The organism is Aeromicrobium sp. Root495 (assembly GCF_001426755.1).
Classification (GTDB): domain Bacteria; phylum Actinomycetota; class Actinomycetes; order Propionibacteriales; family Nocardioidaceae; genus Aeromicrobium.
The window spans coordinates 1265605-1285480 of sequence record NZ_LMFJ01000001.1; the positions used below are offsets into that span (position 1 = coordinate 1265605).

General features: G+C 70.8%; 24 protein-coding genes and 1 riboswitch. Of the genes, 19 read left to right on the forward strand and 5 right to left on the reverse strand.

The genetic code is table 11. From position 1 onward, the window contains the following. Positions 1–31 precede the first annotated feature (31 nt). Both ASD11_RS06420 and ASD11_RS06425 read left to right on the forward strand, forming a co-directional pair. Positions 32–268, forward strand: coding sequence for an RNA-binding S4 domain-containing protein (locus tag ASD11_RS06420; protein ID WP_056284763.1), 237 nt, complete (start codon positions 32–34; stop codon positions 266–268). Then, a complete protein-coding gene (locus ASD11_RS06425) occupies positions 265–849 on the forward strand; it encodes a TIGR00730 family Rossman fold protein (RefSeq protein ID WP_056284766.1) in 585 nt (194 codons plus the stop codon). The genes ASD11_RS06420 and ASD11_RS06425 overlap by 4 nt, the downstream gene beginning before the upstream one ends. Here the strand turns inward: ASD11_RS06425 and ASD11_RS06430 are convergent. Together ASD11_RS06430 and rocD are read right to left on the reverse strand one after the other, a co-directional pair. After that, positions 839–1618, reverse strand: coding sequence for an ABC transporter ATP-binding protein (locus tag ASD11_RS06430; RefSeq protein WP_056284768.1), 780 nt, complete (start codon positions 1616–1618; stop codon positions 839–841). The two genes, ASD11_RS06425 and ASD11_RS06430, sit on opposite strands and share 11 nt — an antisense overlap. Continuing rightward, entirely contained in the window at positions 1615–2826 is a 1212-nt protein-coding gene (gene rocD / locus ASD11_RS06435; RefSeq protein ID WP_056284771.1) for an ornithine--oxo-acid transaminase, read from the reverse strand. The genes ASD11_RS06430 and rocD overlap by 4 nt, the downstream gene beginning before the upstream one ends. A 37-nt stretch (positions 2827–2863) precedes the next feature. Between rocD and ASD11_RS06440 the strand changes: the two genes are divergently transcribed. The 4 genes from ASD11_RS06440 to ASD11_RS06455 are packed head-to-tail and all read left to right on the forward strand — an operon-like array spanning position 2864 to position 6609. Next, positions 2864–3382, forward strand: a complete 519-nt coding sequence (locus ASD11_RS06440; protein WP_056284774.1) for a hypothetical protein — start codon at positions 2864–2866, stop codon at positions 3380–3382. Between the two features lie 38 nt (positions 3383–3420). After that, positions 3421–4116, forward strand: coding sequence for a YcnI family copper-binding membrane protein (locus tag ASD11_RS06445; protein ID WP_056284777.1), 696 nt, complete (start codon positions 3421–3423; stop codon positions 4114–4116). Continuing rightward, positions 4109–4621, forward strand: a complete 513-nt coding sequence (locus ASD11_RS06450; protein ID WP_056284780.1) for a copper resistance CopC family protein — start codon at positions 4109–4111, stop codon at positions 4619–4621. Before ASD11_RS06445 ends, ASD11_RS06450 begins: the two co-directional genes overlap by 8 nt. After that, positions 4618–6609, forward strand: coding sequence for a cytochrome c oxidase assembly protein (locus ASD11_RS06455; protein WP_056284783.1), 1992 nt, complete (start codon positions 4618–4620; stop codon positions 6607–6609). Before ASD11_RS06450 ends, ASD11_RS06455 begins: the two co-directional genes overlap by 4 nt. A 66-nt stretch (positions 6610–6675) precedes the next feature. On the opposite strand, the gene ASD11_RS06460 is transcribed toward ASD11_RS06455, so the two are convergent. Next, positions 6676–7293, reverse strand: coding sequence for a superoxide dismutase (locus tag ASD11_RS06460; protein ID WP_056284786.1), 618 nt, complete (start codon positions 7291–7293; stop codon positions 6676–6678). A gap of 211 nt (positions 7294–7504) precedes the next feature. On the opposite strand from ASD11_RS06460, the gene ASD11_RS06465 reads away from it, so the two are divergent. The 10 genes from ASD11_RS06465 (at position 7505) to gcvP (ending at position 15881) form a co-directional block, all read left to right on the forward strand. Further along, positions 7505–8083 (forward strand): CDP-alcohol phosphatidyltransferase family protein, encoded by a 579-nt coding sequence (locus ASD11_RS06465; protein ID WP_056284790.1) that lies wholly within the window; start codon positions 7505–7507, stop codon positions 8081–8083. A gap of 2 nt (positions 8084–8085) precedes the next feature. After that, entirely contained in the window at positions 8086–8901 is an 816-nt protein-coding gene (locus tag ASD11_RS06470; protein WP_056284792.1) for a DUF881 domain-containing protein, read from the forward strand. Next, positions 8898–9230, forward strand: coding sequence for a small basic family protein (locus ASD11_RS06475; protein WP_056284795.1), 333 nt, complete (start codon positions 8898–8900; stop codon positions 9228–9230). The genes ASD11_RS06470 and ASD11_RS06475 overlap by 4 nt, the downstream gene beginning before the upstream one ends. Further along, the gene (locus ASD11_RS06480) at positions 9223–9918 is read left to right on the forward strand and encodes a DUF881 domain-containing protein (RefSeq protein WP_056284798.1); all 696 of its coding nucleotides are present in this window, start codon (positions 9223–9225) and stop codon (positions 9916–9918) included. The genes ASD11_RS06475 and ASD11_RS06480 overlap by 8 nt, the downstream gene beginning before the upstream one ends. 24 nt (positions 9919–9942) lie before the next feature. Continuing rightward, positions 9943–10320 (forward strand): glycine cleavage system protein GcvH, encoded by a 378-nt coding sequence (gcvH, locus tag ASD11_RS06485; RefSeq protein WP_200940093.1) that lies wholly within the window; start codon positions 9943–9945, stop codon positions 10318–10320. Positions 10321–10422: 102 nt separating this feature from the next. Beyond that, the gene (locus tag ASD11_RS06490) at positions 10423–10845 is read left to right on the forward strand and encodes an FHA domain-containing protein (protein ID WP_056284801.1); all 423 of its coding nucleotides are present in this window, start codon (positions 10423–10425) and stop codon (positions 10843–10845) included. Then, complete coding sequence (gene ftsR / locus ASD11_RS06495; RefSeq protein WP_056284804.1) at positions 10842–11564, forward strand: transcriptional regulator FtsR; 723 nt, start codon at positions 10842–10844, stop codon at positions 11562–11564. The genes ASD11_RS06490 and ftsR overlap by 4 nt, the downstream gene beginning before the upstream one ends. A gap of 4 nt (positions 11565–11568) precedes the next feature. Beyond that, entirely contained in the window at positions 11569–12036 is a 468-nt protein-coding gene (locus ASD11_RS06500; RefSeq protein WP_056284807.1) for a bifunctional nuclease family protein, read from the forward strand. A 187-nt stretch (positions 12037–12223) separates the two neighbouring features. Further along, positions 12224–12820, forward strand: coding sequence for a MerR family transcriptional regulator (locus ASD11_RS06505; RefSeq protein WP_056284810.1), 597 nt, complete (start codon positions 12224–12226; stop codon positions 12818–12820). A 21-nt stretch (positions 12821–12841) separates the two neighbouring features. Continuing rightward, positions 12842–12929, forward strand: a riboswitch (glycine riboswitch). Between the two features lie 75 nt (positions 12930–13004). Then, positions 13005–15881, forward strand: coding sequence for an aminomethyl-transferring glycine dehydrogenase (gcvP, locus tag ASD11_RS06510; protein ID WP_082554201.1), 2877 nt, complete (start codon positions 13005–13007; stop codon positions 15879–15881). Position 15882: 1 nt separating this feature from the next. On the opposite strand, the gene ASD11_RS06515 is transcribed toward gcvP, so the two are convergent. Then, positions 15883–16632 (reverse strand): alpha/beta fold hydrolase, encoded by a 750-nt coding sequence (locus tag ASD11_RS06515; protein WP_056288514.1) that lies wholly within the window; start codon positions 16630–16632, stop codon positions 15883–15885. 62 nt (positions 16633–16694) lie between these two features. On the opposite strand from ASD11_RS06515, the gene ASD11_RS06520 reads away from it, so the two are divergent. The 3 genes from ASD11_RS06520 to ASD11_RS06530 are packed head-to-tail and all read left to right on the forward strand — an operon-like array spanning position 16695 to position 18615. After that, the gene (locus tag ASD11_RS06520) at positions 16695–17321 is read left to right on the forward strand and encodes a hypothetical protein (RefSeq protein ID WP_056284813.1); all 627 of its coding nucleotides are present in this window, start codon (positions 16695–16697) and stop codon (positions 17319–17321) included. Then, complete coding sequence (locus ASD11_RS06525) at positions 17318–17962, forward strand: hypothetical protein (protein ID WP_156464616.1); 645 nt, start codon at positions 17318–17320, stop codon at positions 17960–17962. The genes ASD11_RS06520 and ASD11_RS06525 overlap by 4 nt, the downstream gene beginning before the upstream one ends. Further along, positions 17959–18615, forward strand: a complete 657-nt coding sequence (locus ASD11_RS06530; protein ID WP_056284821.1) for a hypothetical protein — start codon at positions 17959–17961, stop codon at positions 18613–18615. The genes ASD11_RS06525 and ASD11_RS06530 overlap by 4 nt, the downstream gene beginning before the upstream one ends. Here ASD11_RS06530 and ASD11_RS06535 read toward each other — a convergent pair. Then, the gene (locus ASD11_RS06535; RefSeq protein ID WP_056284824.1) at positions 18558–19865 is read right to left on the reverse strand and encodes a hypothetical protein; all 1308 of its coding nucleotides are present in this window, start codon (positions 19863–19865) and stop codon (positions 18558–18560) included. The two genes, ASD11_RS06530 and ASD11_RS06535, sit on opposite strands and share 58 nt — an antisense overlap. Between the last annotated feature and the right edge of the window lie 11 nt (positions 19866–19876).

Sequence of the window (19876 nt, forward strand, 5' to 3'; positions counted from 1 at the left end):
TCGAGCCTACGGTGCCTGAGACCATGGACCCATGACCGGTCAGATCGAGGACATCCCCATCAGCGGAGACATGATCCGTCTGGGCCAGCTGCTCAAGTTCAGCGGTGTGTCGGACTCGGGTGCCGAGGCAGGGGCCCTCGTCGCCGAGGGCGACGTGAGCGTGGACGGCGAGGTGGAGACCCGGCGCGGGCGCCAGCTCTCGCCCGGAGCACTCGTCGAGATCGCCGAGCCCGGCGGCGTGCGCCGGCTGCGCGTGGTGGCCGGATGACGCTGGGTGCCGTCGCCGTGTTCTGCGGCTCGAGCCTCGGGAACGACCCGGCCTACGCCGCGGCGGCCGCGCTCACCGGGCGCACCCTGGCCGAGCGCGGCATCGACGTCGTCTACGGCGGCGGACACGTGGGCCTCATGGGCACCGTCGCCGACGCGGCCCTGGCGGCCGGCGGTCGCGTCGTCGGCGTCATCCCGCGGTCGCTGCACGACCGCGAGCTGACCCACACCGGGGTCACCGACCTGCACGTCGTCGAGACGATGCACGAGCGCAAGGCCGTCATGGCCGATCACTCCGATGCCTTCCTCGCCCTGCCCGGCGGCGCCGGCACGCTCGAGGAGATCGCCGAGCAGTGGACGTGGGCCCAGCTCACGATCCACGACAAGCGGTCGGGCTTCCTCGACGTGCTCGGGTTCTGGCAGCCGATGCGCCAGATGCTCGACTCGATGATCGAGGCCGGGTTCGTGAAGGAGAGCCAGCGCGACATCGTCGCGATCGACGGCGACCTCGACCGGTTGCTCGAGGTCCTCGCCTCCCCGCCGCGCTGGACCGACAAGTGGGCAGCTCAGGTCAAGCGGTAGCCCGCCAGCGCCCGCGGTCGTCGCGCTCCACCCTGATGCCGTGGTCGAAGCAGGCGCTCACGTGCTCCGACGTGAGCACGTCGTCGACGGCCCCCGCCGCGACGAGGCGACCGTTCCGCAGCAGTGCGGCGTGGGTGGTGCCCCGCGGGAGCTCCTCGAAGTGGTGCGTCACGACCACGGTCGTGATGCCCGGCACCGTGACGGGCAGCTCGTCGAGCGTCCGGATCATCTGTTCGCGCGCCGCGACGTCGAGCCCCGTGCTGGGCTCGTCGAGGAGCAGGAGGGGCGGATCGGTCATGAGGGCTCGGGCGATGAGTGCCCGACCGCGCTCGCCCTGCGACATCGTGAGCCAGCGCGGATCCTCCGGACCGTCGATTCCGAGCGTCTTGACGAGGTGGTGCGCCCGCTCCAGCTGCTCGTCGGTGGGCTGCCAGCGCGGGACGCGCTCGACGGTGCCGGTGATGCCGGTGAGCACGATGTCGAGCACACCGAGGTTGGAGCGCAGCGGGTGGCGCGGGTCCACGACCCCGATCGAGCGGCGCAGCTCGCGGAGGTCCACCGTCCCCATGCGGCTCCCGAGCACCGAGGCCGTGCCGCGACTCGGGAACGTGGTGGCCGAGCAGATGGACAGGAGCGTGCTCTTGCCCGCACCGTTGGGGCCCAGCAGGGCCCACTGCTCGCCCCGGCCGACGTGGAACGTGACGTCGTCGAGGAGGGTGCGCCCGCCCCGGACGAAGGTCACGCCGTCGAGGGCGAGCGCCTCGCTCATGCCTTCAGGGCGATGGCCAGCGCGTCGACGGCGTGGTCGATCTCGGACTCCGTGATCACGAGCGGAGGCGCGATGCGCAGTGTGCGCTCGTGCGTCTCCTTGCACAGGACGCCCTGGTCCCGCAGCGCCATGGAGACCTCGCGTCCGGTCTTGGCCAGCGGGTCGATGTCGACGCCGGCCCACAGGCCGCGCCCACGCACCTCGGCGACGCCCTGGCCGACGAGGGCCTGCAGGCGCTCGTGCAGGTGGGCTCCCAGCTTCTCCGAACGCTCCTGGAACTCGCCCGTGGCGAGCAGGCCCACGACGGCGCGGCCCACGGCGCAGGCCACGGGATAGCCGCCGAACGTCGATCCGTGCTGGCCGGGCTTGAGGACGCCGAGCACGTCGGAACGTCCCACGACGGCCGACACCGGGATGATGCCGCCGCCGAGCGCCTTGCCCAGGGTGTAGAGGTCGGCCCGGACGTCCTCGTGGTCCAGCGCGAACAGCCTGCCCGTGCGCGCGAGCCCCGACTGGATCTCGTCGGAGATGAGCAGCACGTCGTTCTCGTCGCACGCGGCGCGGACGTCGGACCAGAAGCCGGCCGGCGGGACGATGACGCCGGCCTCGCCCTGGATGGGCTCCATCAGGACGGCGGCGGTATTGGGGCCGATGGCGTCGCGCACGGCCTGGGCGTCGCCGTACGGCACGGTGACGAAGCCGGGCGTGAACGGCCCGTAGTTGTCGTGGGCCGCGGGGTCGTCGGAGAAGGAGACGATCGTGGTGGTCCGACCGTGGAAGTTGTTGGTGGCGACGATGATCTCGGCGCTGTCGAACGCGACGCCCTTGACCTCGTAGGCCCACTTGCGCGCCACCTTGATGGCGGACTCCACGGCCTCGGCGCCGGTGTTCATGGTGAGGACGGTCTCGGTGCCGGTGAGGTCGGCCAGCTCAGCGCAGAACGCACCGAACTGGTCGTTGTGGAACGCGCGCGACGTGAGCGTGAGGCGATCGATCTGCTCGTGGGCGGCGGCGACGAGGTCGGGATGGCGGTGCCCGAAGTTCAGCGCGGAGTAGCCCGACAGGAAGTCGAGGTAGCGGTTGCCCTCGACGTCGGTCACCCAGGCGCCCTCGGCCTCGGAGATCACGACGGGGAGCGGGTGGTAGTTGTGCGCTCCCCAGCGCTCGTCGAGCTCGATGTACGACTGTGCACGGGGTGTGGTGGCCATTCCTCCACCGTAACGGAGCCAGGATAGGCTCGGTGCCGTGACGGACCGGACGAGCGTGGCGCCCTGGGCGCCCCCCGTGGCCGGTCTCCGGGCGGCTCGTGCCCTCGGAGCCGCGGCCGTCGTCACCATCGCAGCCGCGGGCGCCCACCTCGGGAGCGGCGGCCAGGCCGACGGTGCCGTCGTCGTGGCTCTCTACGCCGCGCTCGTGCCGCTCTGCTGGTCCCTGGCCGGCGAGAGGCTCGGGACGGGCCGGCTGCTCGGACTCCTCGTCCTGGCCCAGGCCGCCGTCCACCTGGCGTGCTCGTCGGCCGATCCGTCGGCAGGCGGGACGATGCTGGTGGGCCACGCCGTCGGCACGGCGGTGAGCCTCGCCGTGCTCACGTGGGGCGAGCGGGCACTTCTCGCGCTCGCCGACCGTGTGGTGTCGCACTGGTCGGTGCCTCGCGTCGGGACGCCCGCACTGTGGGCCGTCCCCGCCACCGGCCGTCGGCTGGTGGAGCCGTCCCGGATCCGGGTGCTCGTGGTGGGGGAGCGGGCACCGCCCGCAGCGGTCTGACCGCCCTCTTCCTCTTCACCCCACAGAAAGCCACACCCATGAACCGCACCTCCGTGCGGCTCGGCGCTGCCTCCGTGGCAGGCGCCCTGCTGCTCATCCCCACCGCTGCCCAGGCCCACGTCTCGGTGTCGTCGCCCGACGCCGCCCGTGAGGGCTTCGGGAAGGTCGTCTTCCGCGTGCCCACCGAGCCCGACACCGCCAGCACCACCAAGGTCGAGATCGACCTGCCGCGCGAGCAGCCGTTCGCCTTCGTCTCCACCCAGGTGAAGCCCGGCTGGAAGGTCAAGATCACCAAGAGCAAGCTCCCGAAGCCCGTCAAGACCGAGTACGCGACCATCAGCGAGGCCGTCTCCAAGGTCACGTGGACCGCCACGGGCGACGGCATCGCACCCGGCGAGTTCGACGAGTTCGCCGTGTCCGCGGGGCCGCTGCCCGATGTCGAGTCGGTGTCGTTCGCCGCGCGCCAGACGTACTCCGACGGGGAGGTCGTGGACTGGGACGAGAAGCAGACCGGCGACGAGGAGCCCGAGCACCCGGCCCCGGTGCTCGCACTCGCGGCGGCGAGCGAGGACCACCACGGTGGCGCGTCCGGTGCGGACGACAAGGACACGTCGGGCGTGTCGTACGCGTTCGACAGCTCCGACAAGACCGCCCGCATCACGGCCGCGGTCGCGGTCGTGGTCGCCGTCGTCTCGCTGGCTTTTGCCGTGCGAGAGAATCGACGACGTGCGTAAAGTCCTGGCCGTCCTCGGCGTCGTCGCCGTCCTGCTGCCCTGCCTCCTGGTGGGCGCAGCAGGACCGGCGGCGGCCCACGCCGCCCTCGTGAGCACCGACCCGGCGGACGGCTCGACGCTCGAGGCGCTGCCGCAGGAGATCACCCTCACGTTCAACGAGCCGGTCGGCCAGCCGGCGATCGTGGTGACCGCGCCCGACGGCACCCGGGTCTCGGAGAAGGCGAGCAGCCTCGACGCCACGGTCACCGCGCCACTGGAGGGCGAGGCCCAGAAGGGTCGCTACACGCTGGCCTACCGCGTCGTCTCAGCCGACGGGCACCCCATCGCGGGCGAGACCACGTTCACCTCCACGACCGGCAAGACCGTCACCGCCTCCCAGACCGAGAAGTCCGACGAGGCCACGTTCGTCCACCGGCACCGCTCCCACTTCGTGTGGGCCGCGATCGCTGCGGTCGTGGGACTCGCCCTCATCCTGGCTCCTCTCGTGCGCAGGCCCAAGGCATGACCGTCACCGATCGACCCGTCTCCGGCTCGCAGGCCGTCCGCCTCCTGCTGGGCAGCTTCCTCGTCTCGGCCTCCGCCATGGCGTTCGGCCTGGTGCTCGGCGGCGGAGCCCCCGAGCCCGTGCCGGAGGGCATCCCCGACGCCGGCGCCTTCGTGGGCTGGGCGCTCCCGCTCTCCCGCCTGCTGCTCGACACGTCGCTCGTCACGCTCATCGGCTGCCTGTTGGCCGCGGCCTTCCTGCTCCCCAACCGGGGCAAGGCACTCGAGGGCCTGTCGGTCGATGCGGTGCGGCTCGGCTCGTGGGCCGCCCTCGTGTGGGCGGTCAGCGCCCTGGGTCTCTACGTCTTCACGGCGTCCTCCATCTTCGGGCGCCCGCTGAGCGACCTCAGCGGTGCCCTGCTGTGGCAGCTCCTCCTCGACACCGGGCTGGGCCAGGCCCTGCTGCTCCACGTCGTCCTGGGGCTGACGGCCTTCGTCCTCCTGCGCTGGACGCTGTCGGTGCAGGTCGTCGTGATGTGGCTCGGGATCGTGTGTGCGGCCCTCCTGCCGCTCACGTTCTCCGGGCACTCGGCGTCAGGCGGCTCGCACGACCTGGCCGGTGTCAGCCTCACCCTGCACCTCGTGGGCGTGAGCCTCTGGGTGGGCGGTCTCGGCGCGCTCGGCTGGGTGGCCTGGCGCGGCAGCAAGCGCTTCGAGCCGGCCTTCGTCCGTTTCTCCCACCTCGCGCTGTGGGCCTACGTCCTGGTCGGCGCCTCGGGCGTCGTCAACGCAGTGGTCCGTCTCGGATCGTGGTCCGAGCTCTTCGGCTCCGACTACGGCCGCATCGTCCTGGTCAAGCTGGCCGCGCTGGTCGCGCTCGGTGGCTTCGGCCAGGTCCAGCGCCGACGCCTCCAGCGGGGCGGATCCGGCTTCGGCCGCGCGGCCATGCTGGAGCTGCTCCTGATGGTCGGGGTCATCGGGCTCTCGGTGGCGCTCGGTCGCACGCCCACGCCGGTGGGCGACGTCCTCGACACGCCGGCCGAGGACCTCCTCGGCGGGCCGCTGCCGCCCGCCCCCACGGTGCTCCGCCTGCTGTGGGGCTGGTCGCCCACGGGTGTCGGCCTGGCCGTCGTCGTGCTGGGCACGGCGCTCTACCTCCGCGGCCTCTGGACCTTGCGGCGCCGCGGCGTGACCTGGCCGGTCGGACGAACGATCTCCTGGGTCGTGGGGATGCTCATCGTCGCGTGGGCCACGTGTGGCGGCCTGGGCGTCTACTCCCACGTCATGTTCAGCGCCCACATGGTCTCCCACATGATGCTCTCGATGGTCGCGCCCATCTTCCTCGTGCTGGGTGCGCCCATGACCCTCGCGCTCCGCACCCTGCCCGGGCCGCGTCAGCCGGGGGAGCGCTCCCCGCGCGCCATGCTGACGGCCTTCCTGCACTCCCGCTTCGCCCGGTTCATGACGTTCCCGCTCGTGGGGCCGCTCCTGTTCGTCGGCTCCCTCTACGGCCTGTACTTCTCGCCGGCGTTCGAGTTCTTGATGTCGAGCCACTGGGGGCACGGCGCCATGGAGCTGCACTTCCTGCTCGTGGGAACGCTCTTCTACTACGTCATCATCGGCGTGGACCCGGCGCCGCGCGCGCTCCCGCCCATCGCCCGGTTCGGCCTGCTGCTGGTGACGCTGCCGTTCCATGCGTTCTTCGCGATCTCGATCATGTCCTCCAACCGGGTCTTCGCGAGCGACTACTGGACCACCATCAACCGCCCGTACTCGACGAACCTCCTGGACGACCAGTACCTGGGCGGCAGCATCGCGTGGGCCCTCGGTGAGATCCCGCTCCTGGTCGTCATGATCGCCCTGCTCGTCCAGTGGATCCGCAGCGACCAGCGGGAGGCCCGTCGGATCGACCGGCAGGCCGACCGCGACGACGGCGCCGCTCTCGAGGCCTACAACGCCCGACTGCAGGAGCTGGCCACCCACGGCAAGCGGCGCGACCCCGACGCCTGACCGCAGGGGTGGGAACGACGAAGCCCCCGGCCGATGGCCGGGGGCTGGGTCGTGGATGGAGCAGGATCAGAAGATGATCTGTCCGCCGGTGGTGGCAGCGGCGAAGCGCTCCTGAGCGTCGGCCCAGTTGACGATGTTCCACCACGCCTTGACGTAGTCACCCTTGACGTTGAGGTAGTCGAGGTAGAAGGCGTGCTCCCACATGTCGAGCTGGGCGATGGGGATCAGCGTCGGCGGGATGTTGGCCTGCTGGTCGTACAGCTGCACGACGAGGAGCTTCTGTCCCAGGCTGTCCCACGCGAGGATGGCCCAGCCGGAGCCCTGGATGGTGAGGGCGACCTGCTCGAACTGTGCCCGGAACTTGTCGAAGGAACCGAAGTTCTCGTCGATCGCCGCAGCGAGCTCGCCGACCGGCTTGTCGCCGCCGTCCGGGGAGAGGTTCTTCCAGAAGATCGAGTGGTTGATGTGACCACCGAGGTTGAACGACAGGTTCTTCTCGATGCCGGCGATCGCACCGTAGTTGTCGGTGGCGCGCGCCTCCTCGAGCTTCTCCAGGGCGGTGTTCAGGCCACCGACGTAGTTCTGGTGGTGCTTGCTGTGGTGCAGCTCCATGATCTTGCCGGAGATGTGCGGGTCGAGCGCACCGTAGTCGTAGGAAAGCTCGGGAAGCGAGTACTCAGCCATGCGTCCTCCTGGGATGCAGTCTCTTCAGTCAGGTCGACCTCGTCAGTCTGTCAGTACCGTCAACGGATGCAACACCGGTCCCATTCCCCGGTCACCGTGCCCCGCGCGACCGACGCCCGGCCCGCCGTGCCGGTGCCCGGTCGGATCCGGTCGATGTCCTAGGCTGACGGTTGCACCGGCCGCACTCGCGGGGCCGCGGGAGAGGACTGACGTGGTGGAGGACAGGATCGTCACGGTCCCCAACGTGCTGAGCGTCGTCCGCGTCCTGCTCGTCCCGGTCTTCCTGTGGCTCGTGCTGGGGCCCGAGGAGGACGAGCTCGCGCTGCTGGTCCTCGTCATCTCCGGCGTCACGGACTACCTCGACGGCAAGCTCGCCCGTTCGCTGAACCAGACGTCCAAGGTGGGCGCGATCCTCGACCCGGTCGCCGACCGTCTGTTCATCCTGGCCGTCGTCATCGGCCTCGGCCTGCGCGAGATCATCCCGTGGTGGCTCGCCGTGATCCTGCCGCTGCGCGACGTCTTCCTCTTCAGCCTCGTGCCCTTCCTGCGCACGCGTGGCTACAGCTCGCTGCCGGTCCACTTCCTCGGCAAGGCGGCCACCGCCGGCCTGCTCTACGCCTTCCCCCTGCTGCTCCTGGGCGACGGAGAGGGCACGATCGCCGACCTCGCCGACGTCTTCGGCTGGGCGTTCGCGGTGTGGGGCGTGGGCCTGTACTGGTGGGGCGGCGTCCTCTACGCGGTGCAGGTGCGCCGGCTGCTCACCACCACCGAGCGCATCGAGTCGGCCTGATCATGGCCGGCCGGACGGGTCCCTTCGTCGGAGGGCAGTCGCCGCGTTCCGCGGAGAGCCTGCTCGACCAGATCGCCGAGTCCGCGCTCGACGACGACTACTACCTCGTGCGCTCCGGTGGAGCCCGTCGCGGACGGCTCAGCCTCCTGCTCGTCGGCCTCTGCGTGGCGGTCCTCTCGGCCGCCATCACGGTCGCGGCGGTGCAGGCGCGCTCCACCCGGCCGGCCGGTGAGATCGAGAGGCAGAGCCTTGCGGCCGACATCGCCGCGCGTCGCGCGACGTTGGCCGAGCGCCAGGCCACGGCCGACCGGCTGGCCGACCAGGTGGAGGCACTGAGGGCTGCCGCCTCGCGCACAGGAGACCTCAGCGACGACGTCAGGGCGGCCACGGCCGAGTCGGGCGCCGAGGGATCGGGGCTCGTCGTGAGCATCTACCCCAGCACGCAGGGCAACCTCGACGGCCGGGTCACGGCCTCCGACCTCCAGATCCTCGTCAACGGTCTCTGGTACGCCGGGGCCGAGGCCATCGCGGTCGACGGACGCCGGCTCGGTGCGCTGTCGGCCATCCGGCCCTTCGAGGGCGGCATCACGATCGACTACCGGCGCATCGAGCCGCCGTACACGGTGGTGGCGCTCGGCGACGGCGACCAGCTCGAGACCAAGTTCGACGCCACCCCGAGCGGCCAGTACTGGCAGCGTCGGACCGAGGGCACCGACGTCACCCTCTCCATGGCACCATCGTCGGAGCTCGAGGTGCCGGCGGCACCCAGGAAGCGCACCAGCACCGACCACGCGACCGTCGTGAAGGAGGACCGTTGATCCCGCTCATCGGCATCGTGGCCGGCGTCGTGGCCGGACTGTTCCTCCAGCCCACCATCCCGCTGTGGCTGCAGCCCTACGTGCCCATCGCCATCGTCGCCGCGCTCGACGCCGTCATCGGCGGTCTCCGGGCCCTGGGGGAGCGGCGCTTCGACGACCGGGTCTTCGTGATCTCGTTCCTCTCCAACGTCGTCATCGCCGGCTTCATGGTCTTCCTCGGCGACCAGCTCGGCGTGGGGTCGCAGCTCTCCACCGGCGTCGTGGTGGTGCTGGGCATCCGCATCTTCGCCAACGCGGCGGCCATCCGCCGCCGGATCTTCCATGCCTGAGCCCCGGACCGGCCGCGCCCTGCGGGTCGTGAGCGGGCTGCTCGTGGCCGCCCTCGCCTACGCCGTCACGGTCCAGGTGCGCCAGGACGAGGAGTCCGACTACTCCACCCTGCGCGGCGTCGAGCTCGTCGAGCTGCTCAAGTCCATCGACGCGGCCAACCAGCGGCTCGGGCGCCAGATCGACGAGCTCACCGCGACGCGCAACGGCCTGCAGTCGAGCAACCAGAGCTCGGAGGAGGCCACGAAACAGGCCCGCAAGCGCGCCGCCGAGCTGGCCATCCTGGCCGGGACCGTCGCCGCCAGCGGCCCGGGCATCCAGATCACCGTCTCCGACCCGCAGCGCGTCGTCGACGCCGCGCTGGTCCTCGACACGGTCGAGGAGCTCCGCGACGCCGGCGCCGAGGTCATCGCCATGAACGGCACGGCGCGCATCGTCGCCCAGACCTACTTCCTCGACGACGAGGACGGGATCCGCGTGAGCGGCACCCTCGTCAAGGCGCCGTACACGATCGACGTCATCGGTGACGCGGCCACGCTCGAGGAGGCCGCCACCTTCCGCGGAGGCATCGTCGACCGGTTCACCAACCGGGGGGCTGCAGCCGAGGTCGACAAGCGTGGAAAGATCACCATCACGGCGCTGGCTGACGCCCGCCGACCCCAGTACTCTCGTGCCACGTCGGACGAGTGAGAACATCAACAAGGAGCGACAACGGTGATTCCTGAGGACCTGTACTACAGCGAGGAGCACGAGTGGGTGCGCGTCGAGGGCGACGTCACCATCGTGGGCATCACCGACTTCGCACAGGAGCAGCTCGGCGACATCGTCTACGTCGACCTGCCGTCCGTGGGCGACCGCGTCGAGTCCGGGTCGGTCGTGGGCGAGCTCGAGTCCACCAAGTCCGTGAGCGACATCTTCTCCCCGCTGAGCGGTGAGATCGTGGCCGTCAACGAGGCGCTCGACGGCGCGTCCGAGGTCATCAACTCCGACCCGTACGGCGAGGGCTGGCTCGTCAAGATCCGTCCGGCGTCGGAAGATCCCACCGAGGGCCTGCTGTCGTCGGCGGAGTACTCGGCGCTCGTCTCGGCCTGATCCTGTCCGGCTGCCACCCGGCGGCTGCTAGGTTTGACTCAAGTCTCCACCTCGCGTGGAGACCTGATTTCTCGCCCGTCCGATCCTCAGGAGTGATCGAAGATGTCGTCGTCCGATGACGAACAGGTCCCGCCGTCGGAGCTCACCGGGCACATCCCGCTGATCGACGCCGACACCGAGGAGATGTCGGCCTCTGACATCTCGGCGGTCGAGAACCTCCCGCCGGGCAGCGCCATGCTGCTCGTGCAGCGCGGTCCGGACGCAGGGGCGCGCTTCCTGCTCGACACCGACGCCGTCACGGTCGGGCGGCATCCCGCCAGCGACATCTTCCTCGACGACATCAGCGTCTCGCGGCGGCACGCCACGTTCTCGCGCAACGCCACCGGCTACGTGGTCTCCGACCTCGGCAGCCTCAACGGCACGTACGTCAACCGCGACCGCATCGACGGCGACATCGTCCTCACCGGCGGCGACGAGGTGCAGATCGGCAAGTACCGCCTCATCTACTTCTCGGGCCGGGCGTGACGGAGCCGTCTCCGGAGCTCACGCGCCTCGGGATCGGCAAGGTGCTCGAGGAGCTCACGGAGGAGTTCCCGACGCTGCGGATCAGCAAGATCCGCTATCTCGAGGAGGAGGGTCTCCTCGACCCCGAGCGCACGCCGTCGGGCTACCGCAAGTTCTCCTTCGCCGACATCGAGCGGCTGCGCTTCATCCTGCGCCAGCAGGCAGCGCCCTTCTTCTGGCCCCTGAGCCACATCCGTCAGGTGCTCGACGAGATGGATCGCGGCATCGTCCCCGACCCTGTCGTCTCGCCGGTGGTAAGGGTTCCCGACCTCGGCCTCGACGCCGAGGGACTGCCCACGGCCGAGACGTTCACCCACCGACGCAGCCAGCTGCGCCTCACGCGTGACGACCTCCTCGACGCCTCGGGTCTCGGTGCCGAGGGGCTCGCTGCGCTCGAGGAGTTCGGCCTGCTGCGCCGGCGTCCGTCCCAGACCTACTACGACGGCACCCACCTGCAGGTGGCCTCCATCGCGGCGCAGTTCGCACAGCTGGGGCTCGAGCCCCGCCACCTCAAGGTGTTCGCCACGGCAGCCGATCGCGAGGCCGGGGTGCTCGGCCAGGTCGTGTCGCCGCGCGCCCGCCGCGACGACCCCGAGGCCGCGGAGCAGGCCGTCGCGTCGCTCGCAGCCCTGTCCGTCCAGCTCCAGACGGTCCTCCTGCGGGACCGACTCAAGGGCTGATCCGATGCGCGAGGTCGAGGTCGTCGGCGTCCGTGTGGAGATGCCCACCAACCAGCCGCTCGTGCTGCTGCGCGAGCTGGAGGGCACGCGGTACCTGCCGATCTGGATCGGCGCCGTGGAGGCTTCGGCCATCGCGTTCGCCCAGCAGGGGACCCGCTCGCCGCGTCCGCTGACCCACGAGCTCATGCACCAGGTCATCACCGAGCTGGGCGACGAGCTGTCCGAGATCCGCATCGTCGACGTCGACGAGGGAGTCTTCTTCGCCCTGCTCGTCTTCGACTCCGGCACGCAGGTGGACGCCCGACCCTCCGACGCCATCGCCCTGGCCCTGCGTGCCGGGGCTCGCATCGTGTGCTCCGAGGACGTCCTCGACGCCGCCGGGATCACCTCCACGCACCAGGAGGACGAGGAGATCGAGAAGTTCCGTGAGTTCCTCGACGAGGTCGAGCCCGAGGACTTCGAGGAACGATGAGGCCGTGCGTCCGTCGCCGCAGTCATCAACCCTTAAGAAATACTTGAGACTTTGACGCCTCGTTCGGCGCGTCGGTCGTTGACCCGGCAAAGTCTCACCTTTACCTTGAGACTGCTACCGAGATGGACACGGATGTAGTTTCGTGGCGGTAGTCTTCCCCTTGACCCGTCTGGAAGGCACATTCGACATGATCGAGCGACGCGACGACGCCACTCCTGAGGCACAGCACGACGCCGACCAGGCGGCCGCACAGGCCAACGAGAAGGGGCTCCTCTTCGACGACGACCTGGCACCCCTCCCGCAGGACACCGGTTTCCGTGGTCCCACCGCGTGCAGCGCGGCCGGCATCACGTACCGCCAGCTCGACTACTGGGCCCGCACCAAGCTCGTGGAGCCCACGGTGCGCTCAGCCACCGGTTCAGGCACGCAGCGGCTCTACTCCTTCCGCGACATCCTGCTCCTCAAGATCATCAAGCGTCTCCTCGACGCGGGCGTCTCGCTCCAGCAGATCCGCACCGCCGTGGAGCACCTGCGTGAGCGGGGCACCGACGACCTCACCCAGGTCACGCTCATGAGCGACGGCGCCTCGGTCTACGAGTGCCGTTCCGCCGACGAGGTCATCGATCTGCTCCAGGGCGGTCAGGGCGTCTTCGGCATCGCCATCGGCGGTGTCTGGAAGGAGATCGAGGGCACGCTCCACGATCTTCCCAGCGAGCGCACCGTCGAGGCACCTCTGGCCGACGACGAGCTGTCCGCTCGTCGTCGCGCTCGTCTCAGCAGCTAACTGATAGGCTGGGCCTCGCTGTCAACGCGCGTGGGAGAGTTCGCCCAGGCGGCGCCGAAGGGGCAATTCCTCCCCGGAACCTCTCAGGCACCAGGACCACGCGACGAGGCAATTCTGAAGCCGGTTCCTTGCGGTGACAGAAGGGGAGGGCCGTCCTTGACGAGACCCCTTCCCAGGAGCGCCCGTGACCTCCAGCACCCCCTCCGGCCCTGATCTCTCCACTCCGTCGTCCAGCGGCGCCGACCGGTTCGTGGACCGGCACATCGGTCCGCGTGCCTCTCACCAGGGCGAGATGCTGCAGCGCCTGGGTCACGAGTCGCTCGACTCGCTCATGGCCGCTGCCGTCCCCGAGGGGATCCGCTCCGCCGAGCTGCTGGGTCTGCCCGCCGCGCAGAGCGAGCAGGACGCCCTGAGCCGGCTGCGTGAGCTGTCCGAGCGCAACAACCCGGGCATCGCGATGATCGGCCTGGGGTACCACCCCACCATCACGCCGCCGGTGATCCGGCGCAACGTGCTCGAGGACCCGTCCTGGTACACGGCCTACACGCCCTACCAGCCCGAGATCTCGCAGGGACGCCTCGAGGCGCTCCTCAACTTCCAGACGATGGTGTCGGACCTCACCGGTCTGCCCACGTCCAACTCCTCGCTGCTCGACGAGGGGACCGCGGCGGCCGAGGCCCTCACGCTCATCCGTCGCGCCACCAAGGGCAAGGACGAGCTGCCCATCGTGCTCGACACCCGTCTGCTGCCCCAGACGCTGGCGGTCGTCCGCACCCGCGCCGAGGCACTGGGCATCGACCTGCTCCACCTCGACCTGGGCCAGGACCCGGTCCCGGCAGGGGTGGCCGGCTCGATCATCGCCTACCCGGCTGCTGACGGCGCCCTCACCGACCCGCGTGAGGCCATCACGGCCTCACAGGCCGACGGTGGCCTCGCCGTCGTCGTGGCGGACCTCCTGGCCCTCGTGCTGGTGGCCTCCCCGGGCTCGCTCGGCGCCGACGTCGTGGTGGGCTCCTCCCAGCGCTTCGGCGTGCCGATGTTCTACGGCGGGCCGCACGCCGGCTTCATGGCGGTCCGTGCGGGCCTCGAGCGGCACCTGCCCGGTCGGCTGGTCGGCGTGTCCGTCGACGCCGCGGGTCGTCCGGCGTACCGCCTCGCGCTCCAGACGCGGGAGCAGCACATCCGCCGCGAGAAGGCGACGTCGAACATCTGCACCGCCCAGGTGCTCCTGGCCGTCACCGCCTCCATGTACGCCGTCTACCACGGCGCCGAGGGACTGCAGCGCATCGCGCACCACACCCACGCCCAAGCCGTCCAGCTGGCCGCGGGCCTGAGGGCCGGGGGAGTGGAGCTCACCTCCGACACGTTCTTCGACACCGTCGTGGCGGCCGTGCCCGGTCGGGCCGCCGGCATCGTCAAGGCGGCTCGCGCCGACGGGATCCACCTGCTGCTCGTCGACGAGGACCACGTGGGCGTCAGCACCTCCGAGTCCACGACGGGCGAGCACGTCGCGCGCGTCCTGGCGGCCTTCGGTCTCGAGGGTGCCGCCTTCGGCGCCGCCGAGCCCGCGCTGCCCGCCGGCCTGCTGCGCACCGACGCCATCCTCACCCACCCGGTCTTCACCGAACACCGCAGCGAGACACAGATGCTGCGCTACCTCAAGAAGCTCAGCGACCGCGACTACGCGCTCGACCGCGGCATGATCCCGCTGGGCTCGTGCACCATGAAGCTCAACGCCACGGCCGAGATGGAGCCCATCAGCTGGCCAGGCTTCGCCGACCTCCACCCGTTCGTCCCGGCCGAGGACGCGTCCGGCTTCATCGAGCTCATCGAGGAGCTCGAGTCCTGGCTCGCCACGGTCACGGGCTACGCCGCAGTCTCCGTGCAGCCCAACGCGGGCTCGCAGGGCGAGCTGGCCGGTCTGCTCGCCATCCGGGCCTACCACCGCAGCAACGACGACGCCCAGCGCGAGGTGTGCCTCATCCCCAGCTCGGCCCACGGCACCAACGCCGCCTCAGCCGTGATGGCAGGCATGCGCGTCGTGGTGGTCAAGGCCACCGACCGCGGCGAGGTGGATCTCGACGACCTGCGCGCCAAGTGCGAGCAGCACTCCGACGACCTCGCGGCCATCATGGTCACGTACCCGTCCACGCACGGCGTCTACGAGCACGGCATCACCGAGCTGTGCGACGTCGTGCACCAGCACGGTGGCCAGGTCTACGTCGACGGCGCCAACCTCAACGCGCTGCTCGGTCACGCCAAGCCGGGCCAGTTCGGCGGCGACGTCTCGCACCTCAACCTGCACAAGACGTTCTGCATCCCGCACGGCGGTGGCGGCCCCGGCGTCGGCCCCGTGGGCGTGGCAGCTCATCTCGCCCCGTTCCTCCCCAGCCACCCGCTGCATCCCGTGGAGGCCAAGCGCGAAGGTATCGGCGCCATCAGCGCTGCGCCCTACGGGTCGGCCGGCATCCTGCCCATCCCGTACGCGTACGTGCTCATGATGGGCGCCGAGGGCCTCGCGGAGGCCACGTCGGTGGCGGTGCTGTCGGCCAACTACGTGGCCGACCGGCTCAACGACGCGTTCCCGGTGCTGTACGCCGGCGAGAACGGTCTCGTGGCGCACGAGTGCATCCTCGACGTCCGGCCCCTGGCCAAGTCCTCGGGCATCAGCGTCGACGACGTGGCCAAGCGTCTCGTCGACTACGGCTTCCACGCACCCACGATGAGCTTCCCCGTGGCGGGCACGCTCATGGTCGAGCCCACGGAGTCCGAGGACCTCGCCGAGCTCGACCGGTTCTGCGAGGCCATGCTGGCCATCCGTGCCGAGATCGACGCCGTGGCAGCCGGAGAGCTCTCCGCCGAGGACAACCCCCTCGTCAACGCACCGCACACGGCGCGTGAGCTCCTGGACTGGAAGCACTCCTACAGCATCGCTGCCGGCGTGTTCCCGAGCGGCTCCACGCAGGACAAGTACTGGCCGCCCGTGGCCCGCATCGACCAGGCGTACGGCGACCGCAACCTCACGTGCGCCTGCCCGCCCCTCGAGGCCTTCGCCGAGTAGCTCAGCGGGCCGTGTCGGCCCACCAGGTGAGGACTCGGTCCACGACCGCCTGGGGGCGCTTGACCCACTGGACGTGGTCGGTGGATCCGCCGTCCGGGGCCTGGTCCCGGGTGTACGTCCACCGGGTGACGTGCGTGGTGTCGAGCGCGAGGTCGACGAAGGCGTCGGTGGCGGCGGAGACGGCGTAGGCGTCGGCCTGCAGCTTCACGACGAGGCTCGGTGTCTCGACCTTGCGGTCCACCCGGACCGGCGGACGGCCCGTGCGGACCCAGCGAGCCCACTCCCGCATGAGGGTGCGGGCGCCGGGGGCGCCGAACGCGGGCTTGGGCAGGTATCCGAACGCCCGGGTGGCCAGGGGCACGATGCCGCCCATGGCGAGGACGGGGAGTCCGCCGTACGGATAGGTCCGGAAGTGCGGCGTGGAGACACCCACGAGGACGAGTCCGTCGACCGGCTCGTTGAGCAGGTCGTGGAAGGTGCTGACCTGGCCTCCGAGGCTGTGCCCGAGCAGCAGGACGGGCCGGTCCGGCTCCTCGGCCCGCGCCTTGACGACGGCGTCGGCGACGTCCTGGATCTCGTCGGCGTAGCTCCAGTCGTGCGCACGCGAGGCCACGGGCGAGGCGTCGTCGAACCCGCGACGCGGAACGACGGCAGCCTCCCAGCCGACCGACTCGAACGCCTCGAGGAGGGGTCGGTAGTACCAGGACGGGACGGCCATGGCCGGGCTGACGAGCACCACGGGAGAGGTCATGAGGACCATTCTCCTGGTATGTCCGTGGGTTCGTGCAGCCGGATGTCGCTACGATCTCGTCCATGTCGGGGATCGGGGCGCGGCTCGTGGCGTTGCTGGCGCGGGTCTCGTTCAAGCAGCTCCTCCTCGTCGCCGTCGCAGCCGTGATCCTGGCCTCCGGCCTGTTCGGTGGCCTGGAGCGCGCGGAGACCACTGAGATCGAGGCGCTCAAGGTCGGACGCGCCGTCGACACGGGCCCTTTCGACCTGACCGTCGAGCGGGGTCGTCACACGACTGAGATCGAGTCGTCCGCCTTCCCCTCCGCGCCGCCCGCGCGCTCGGTCGTGGTGGTGGCCACCGTGCGCAACCGGAGTGATCGCTCGGTGTCGGCCGCGACGCTGCGGGACTCCGTCCGACTGAGCGGCGTCGCGGGGCTGCTCGACGACGGCCGGCGCGCCAAGAAGGGTGCCGACGTGCGCCCGCAGGTCCTCCTCCCAGCGGACGGCTCCGCCCTCAGCACGGTCGTCCCCGGAGTCACGTACGAGGTGGCCTTCGTCTGGGACCAGGCGGTCGACTCCGAGCCACCTTCCTCGGTCGGCGTCGAGATCCGCAGCCACACCCGGCGAAAGAGCACGATCGACGGGCAGCAGGGCTGGTTCGACCCCACGGCCGTCCGCCGCGGTTCCGTGGCGGTGGAGGAGGTCTCGTGAGCCGTCACGCTGCCGGGCGGCCGGCTTCACGCCTGTCTCGCCCCCACGTCCCTCGGCCCAGCCCGGCCCAGCTCGGGGTCGGCGCCCTCGTCGTGGCCGCGTTGGCCCTGGGCCAGCTGCTGAACCAGGTGCTTCCGGGCAACGAGGTCACCACCCGCCCGTTCCTCGTGCACTCCGGACTCGATGACAAGGCCGAGCTGCGCAGCGGGACCGTGCAGGTCACCGCGGTGCGCGGCTCACGCGCCAAGGAGCGGCTCGCCTCCGACCCGCTCGTCACCTCGGGCCTCTTCGTCCGGATCGACTTCACCTACGTCCCGCACGGGAAGCCGTCCGGCCTGTCCTACGCCGAGCTCCACGACGGCAGCGGCCGGGTCACGGAGGCGGGGCCCTTCGGCGACCGCACGACGATCTCGTGCCCCGCCACCCAGACCGACATCCGTCAGCTCTGCACGGCCACGTTCGAGGCCGACCCCTTGACGCTGCCGGGGTCGTCGGTGCGCATCGCGGTGAGCCCCAACGACCAACGGTTCGACTCGATGCTCGTCGCCGACCTCGAGATCTCGCGCTCCGACGTCACGCAGTGGCGAGCCAGCTCGCTGGCTCTCCCGGCCGGCGTCGCCGTGGTGGAGGGGCTCTCATGAGACGTCCCGGACGCACCACCATCGTGTCCTTGGCGGCGCTTCCGCTCCTCCTGGTGCTCGCGTTCGCCGCCTCCAGCGCACGCCTGCACGACTACTGGTGGTCCCAGGGGTTCCGTGACGGCACCACCGCCGCGGGGTCGTCGGCGGCGTTCTCCGACCGCTACGACGACGGGTTCGTGACGTACCCGATCCGCGGGAAGCTCCGTCTGGACGGGGTGACGCGGGTGGCCGGCTCGGGTGACGCCGACCTCGGGGAGGGAGGCCTGACGCTGCCGACCTCGTCGGTGCTGTGGAAGGTGGCGCTCCACGTCGAGGCCGACCCCGACGTGGTGCTCACGGGCTGCTCGCTCGCACTCGTGGACCGCGACGGACGACGCTACGACCTGGAGACCTCGGACTTCGAGGGACCCGACCGGGGTGCCGGCTCGTGCGTCCCGCCGGACGCCCCGGGGCCGAGCTTCTTCCCCGGTCAGAAGAAGCCCACGTCCGGCGACGGCGAGAACCCCCGGCCCCCCGCCTACGACGTCGAGCTCTACGTGGTCACGCCGGACGACGCGGCACCGGAGACCGTTCGGGTGTGGTGGTTCCTGCCACGCTACGTCGAGCTGCCGATCGACGCGTCCGACGTGGGGTCGACCTCGCCCTCGGCCTGAGCATCGGCGCGCTCCTGCGCGTGCATGACGACGCGGTCCACGGCGGCAGCCAGGAGCCCCACGAGCAGGATGTTGTAGGTGGCGCTCACCAGGACGTCCTGCCAGGGGGCGAAGGCCAGCCCGGTGGACTGCTCCTGGGGGCCGACGAGGAGACGCCAGAGCTCGCCCACCGCCAGGCCGCCCTGGCGGGCGAGCACGAAGACGACGCAGAACAGCAGCATCGGCAGCAGGCCGCCGATCGCCAGGAGCCTCACGCCGTCGGCGAGACCGCGGAAGCGCGAGCCGACGTCGGAGGTGAGCTCGGCGCCCCAGCCCCGGACCCGCGGGGGGACGCGCGCCACGACCGGTTCCCAGGGGCGGCGACGCTTCTCCCGGGCCGGCGTGCTCAGCGTGTGCCCGAGCGCCACGGCGCCGACCGTGAGCCACGCGATCGGGATGAGCAGGATGTCGTCCGAGCTGTCGATGAGCGAGCCGACCTGACGCATCGCCGAGGCGAGGGGCTGTCCGACCGGCCCGAGGACGTCGACCAGGTCGGACCACCGGGCCTGGACGCCGTGCGTGAAGCGGCGGTCGAGGAACCACTGCCAGACGCGGTCCTGGTACCGGGTGAACTGCGTGGCCAGCGCGAGCAGCCAGAGCACCTCGATGTAGGCCGCGCCGGCTCCGAACGCCAGGTGCCGGGACGGGAGGTCGAACCGTGACAGGAGCCACCGGAGGACGAAGGCGATCACGACCAGGGCGACGAGCCACGTCCCGGTGGCGATCGCCGTGCGGTCGAAGTTGGCGGTCTCGTCGTAGAAGGATCCTGCGTTGCCGAAGATCTCGTCGAAAGTCGCCGCGTTGACGTACACCTGGACGTCCTGACGCAGGTATCCCTGAGCCGCGTACACCGTCAAGAACGGGATGAGCGTGGAGGCGAGGAGCTGCAGGCGCGCGGCGGCCCGGGTCTGCCCGGCGTCCTCACCCTCGCGCTGCACCACGCCGAACCCGGCGTGGGGCAGCGATGCGGCCACCACCCGCAGCATGAGCACGAAGGCCACCAGGGTGGACAACGGCGCGAAGGGGAGCATGAACCCGGCCAGCGTGGAGTGGTTCTCGCTCACCGTGACGGCGCCCCAGAGCACGCCGTTGCGCCCCGCCGAGCCGAGGAGGAAGAGGGCCAGCAGCACCGGCAGGTGCGCGAGCGCAAGCCTCAGCCCCGTGAGGACCACGCTGAGCGCATCGCCCAGAGCACCCCGCACCGTCCCCATGGGGGACGAGT

What these genes read in the sequence shown, in the direction of transcription:
- ASD11_RS06425 (WP_056284766.1), top strand. Translation starts at nt 265, where the DNA reads ATGACGCTGGGTGCCGTCGCCGTGTTCTGCGGCTCGAGCCTCGGGAAC.
- ASD11_RS06530 (WP_056284821.1), top strand. Translation starts at nt 17,959, where the DNA reads ATGAGACGTCCCGGACGCACCACCATCGTGTCCTTGGCGGCGCTTCCG.
- ASD11_RS06445 (WP_056284777.1), top strand. Translation starts at nt 3,421, where the DNA reads ATGAACCGCACCTCCGTGCGGCTCGGCGCTGCCTCCGTGGCAGGCGCC.
- ASD11_RS06500 (WP_056284807.1), top strand. Translation starts at nt 11,569, where the DNA reads ATGCGCGAGGTCGAGGTCGTCGGCGTCCGTGTGGAGATGCCCACCAAC.
- ASD11_RS06520 (WP_056284813.1), top strand. Translation starts at nt 16,695, where the DNA reads ATGTCGGGGATCGGGGCGCGGCTCGTGGCGTTGCTGGCGCGGGTCTCG.
- rocD (WP_056284771.1), bottom strand. Translation starts at nt 2,826, where the DNA reads ATGGCCACCACACCCCGTGCACAGTCGTACATCGAGCTCGACGAGCGC.
- ASD11_RS06420 (WP_056284763.1), top strand. Translation starts at nt 32, where the DNA reads ATGACCGGTCAGATCGAGGACATCCCCATCAGCGGAGACATGATCCGT.
- ASD11_RS06455 (WP_056284783.1), top strand. Translation starts at nt 4,618, where the DNA reads ATGACCGTCACCGATCGACCCGTCTCCGGCTCGCAGGCCGTCCGCCTC.
- ASD11_RS06535 (WP_056284824.1), bottom strand. Translation starts at nt 19,865, where the DNA reads ATGGGGACGGTGCGGGGTGCTCTGGGCGATGCGCTCAGCGTGGTCCTC.
- ASD11_RS06505 (WP_056284810.1), top strand. Translation starts at nt 12,224, where the DNA reads ATGATCGAGCGACGCGACGACGCCACTCCTGAGGCACAGCACGACGCC.
- ASD11_RS06515 (WP_056288514.1), bottom strand. Translation starts at nt 16,632, where the DNA reads ATGACCTCTCCCGTGGTGCTCGTCAGCCCGGCCATGGCCGTCCCGTCC.
- ASD11_RS06430 (WP_056284768.1), bottom strand. Translation starts at nt 1,618, where the DNA reads ATGAGCGAGGCGCTCGCCCTCGACGGCGTGACCTTCGTCCGGGGCGGG.
- ASD11_RS06460 (WP_056284786.1), bottom strand. Translation starts at nt 7,293, where the DNA reads ATGGCTGAGTACTCGCTTCCCGAGCTTTCCTACGACTACGGTGCGCTC.
- ASD11_RS06470 (WP_056284792.1), top strand. Translation starts at nt 8,086, where the DNA reads ATGGCCGGCCGGACGGGTCCCTTCGTCGGAGGGCAGTCGCCGCGTTCC.
- ASD11_RS06490 (WP_056284801.1), top strand. Translation starts at nt 10,423, where the DNA reads ATGTCGTCGTCCGATGACGAACAGGTCCCGCCGTCGGAGCTCACCGGG.
- ASD11_RS06480 (WP_056284798.1), top strand. Translation starts at nt 9,223, where the DNA reads ATGCCTGAGCCCCGGACCGGCCGCGCCCTGCGGGTCGTGAGCGGGCTG.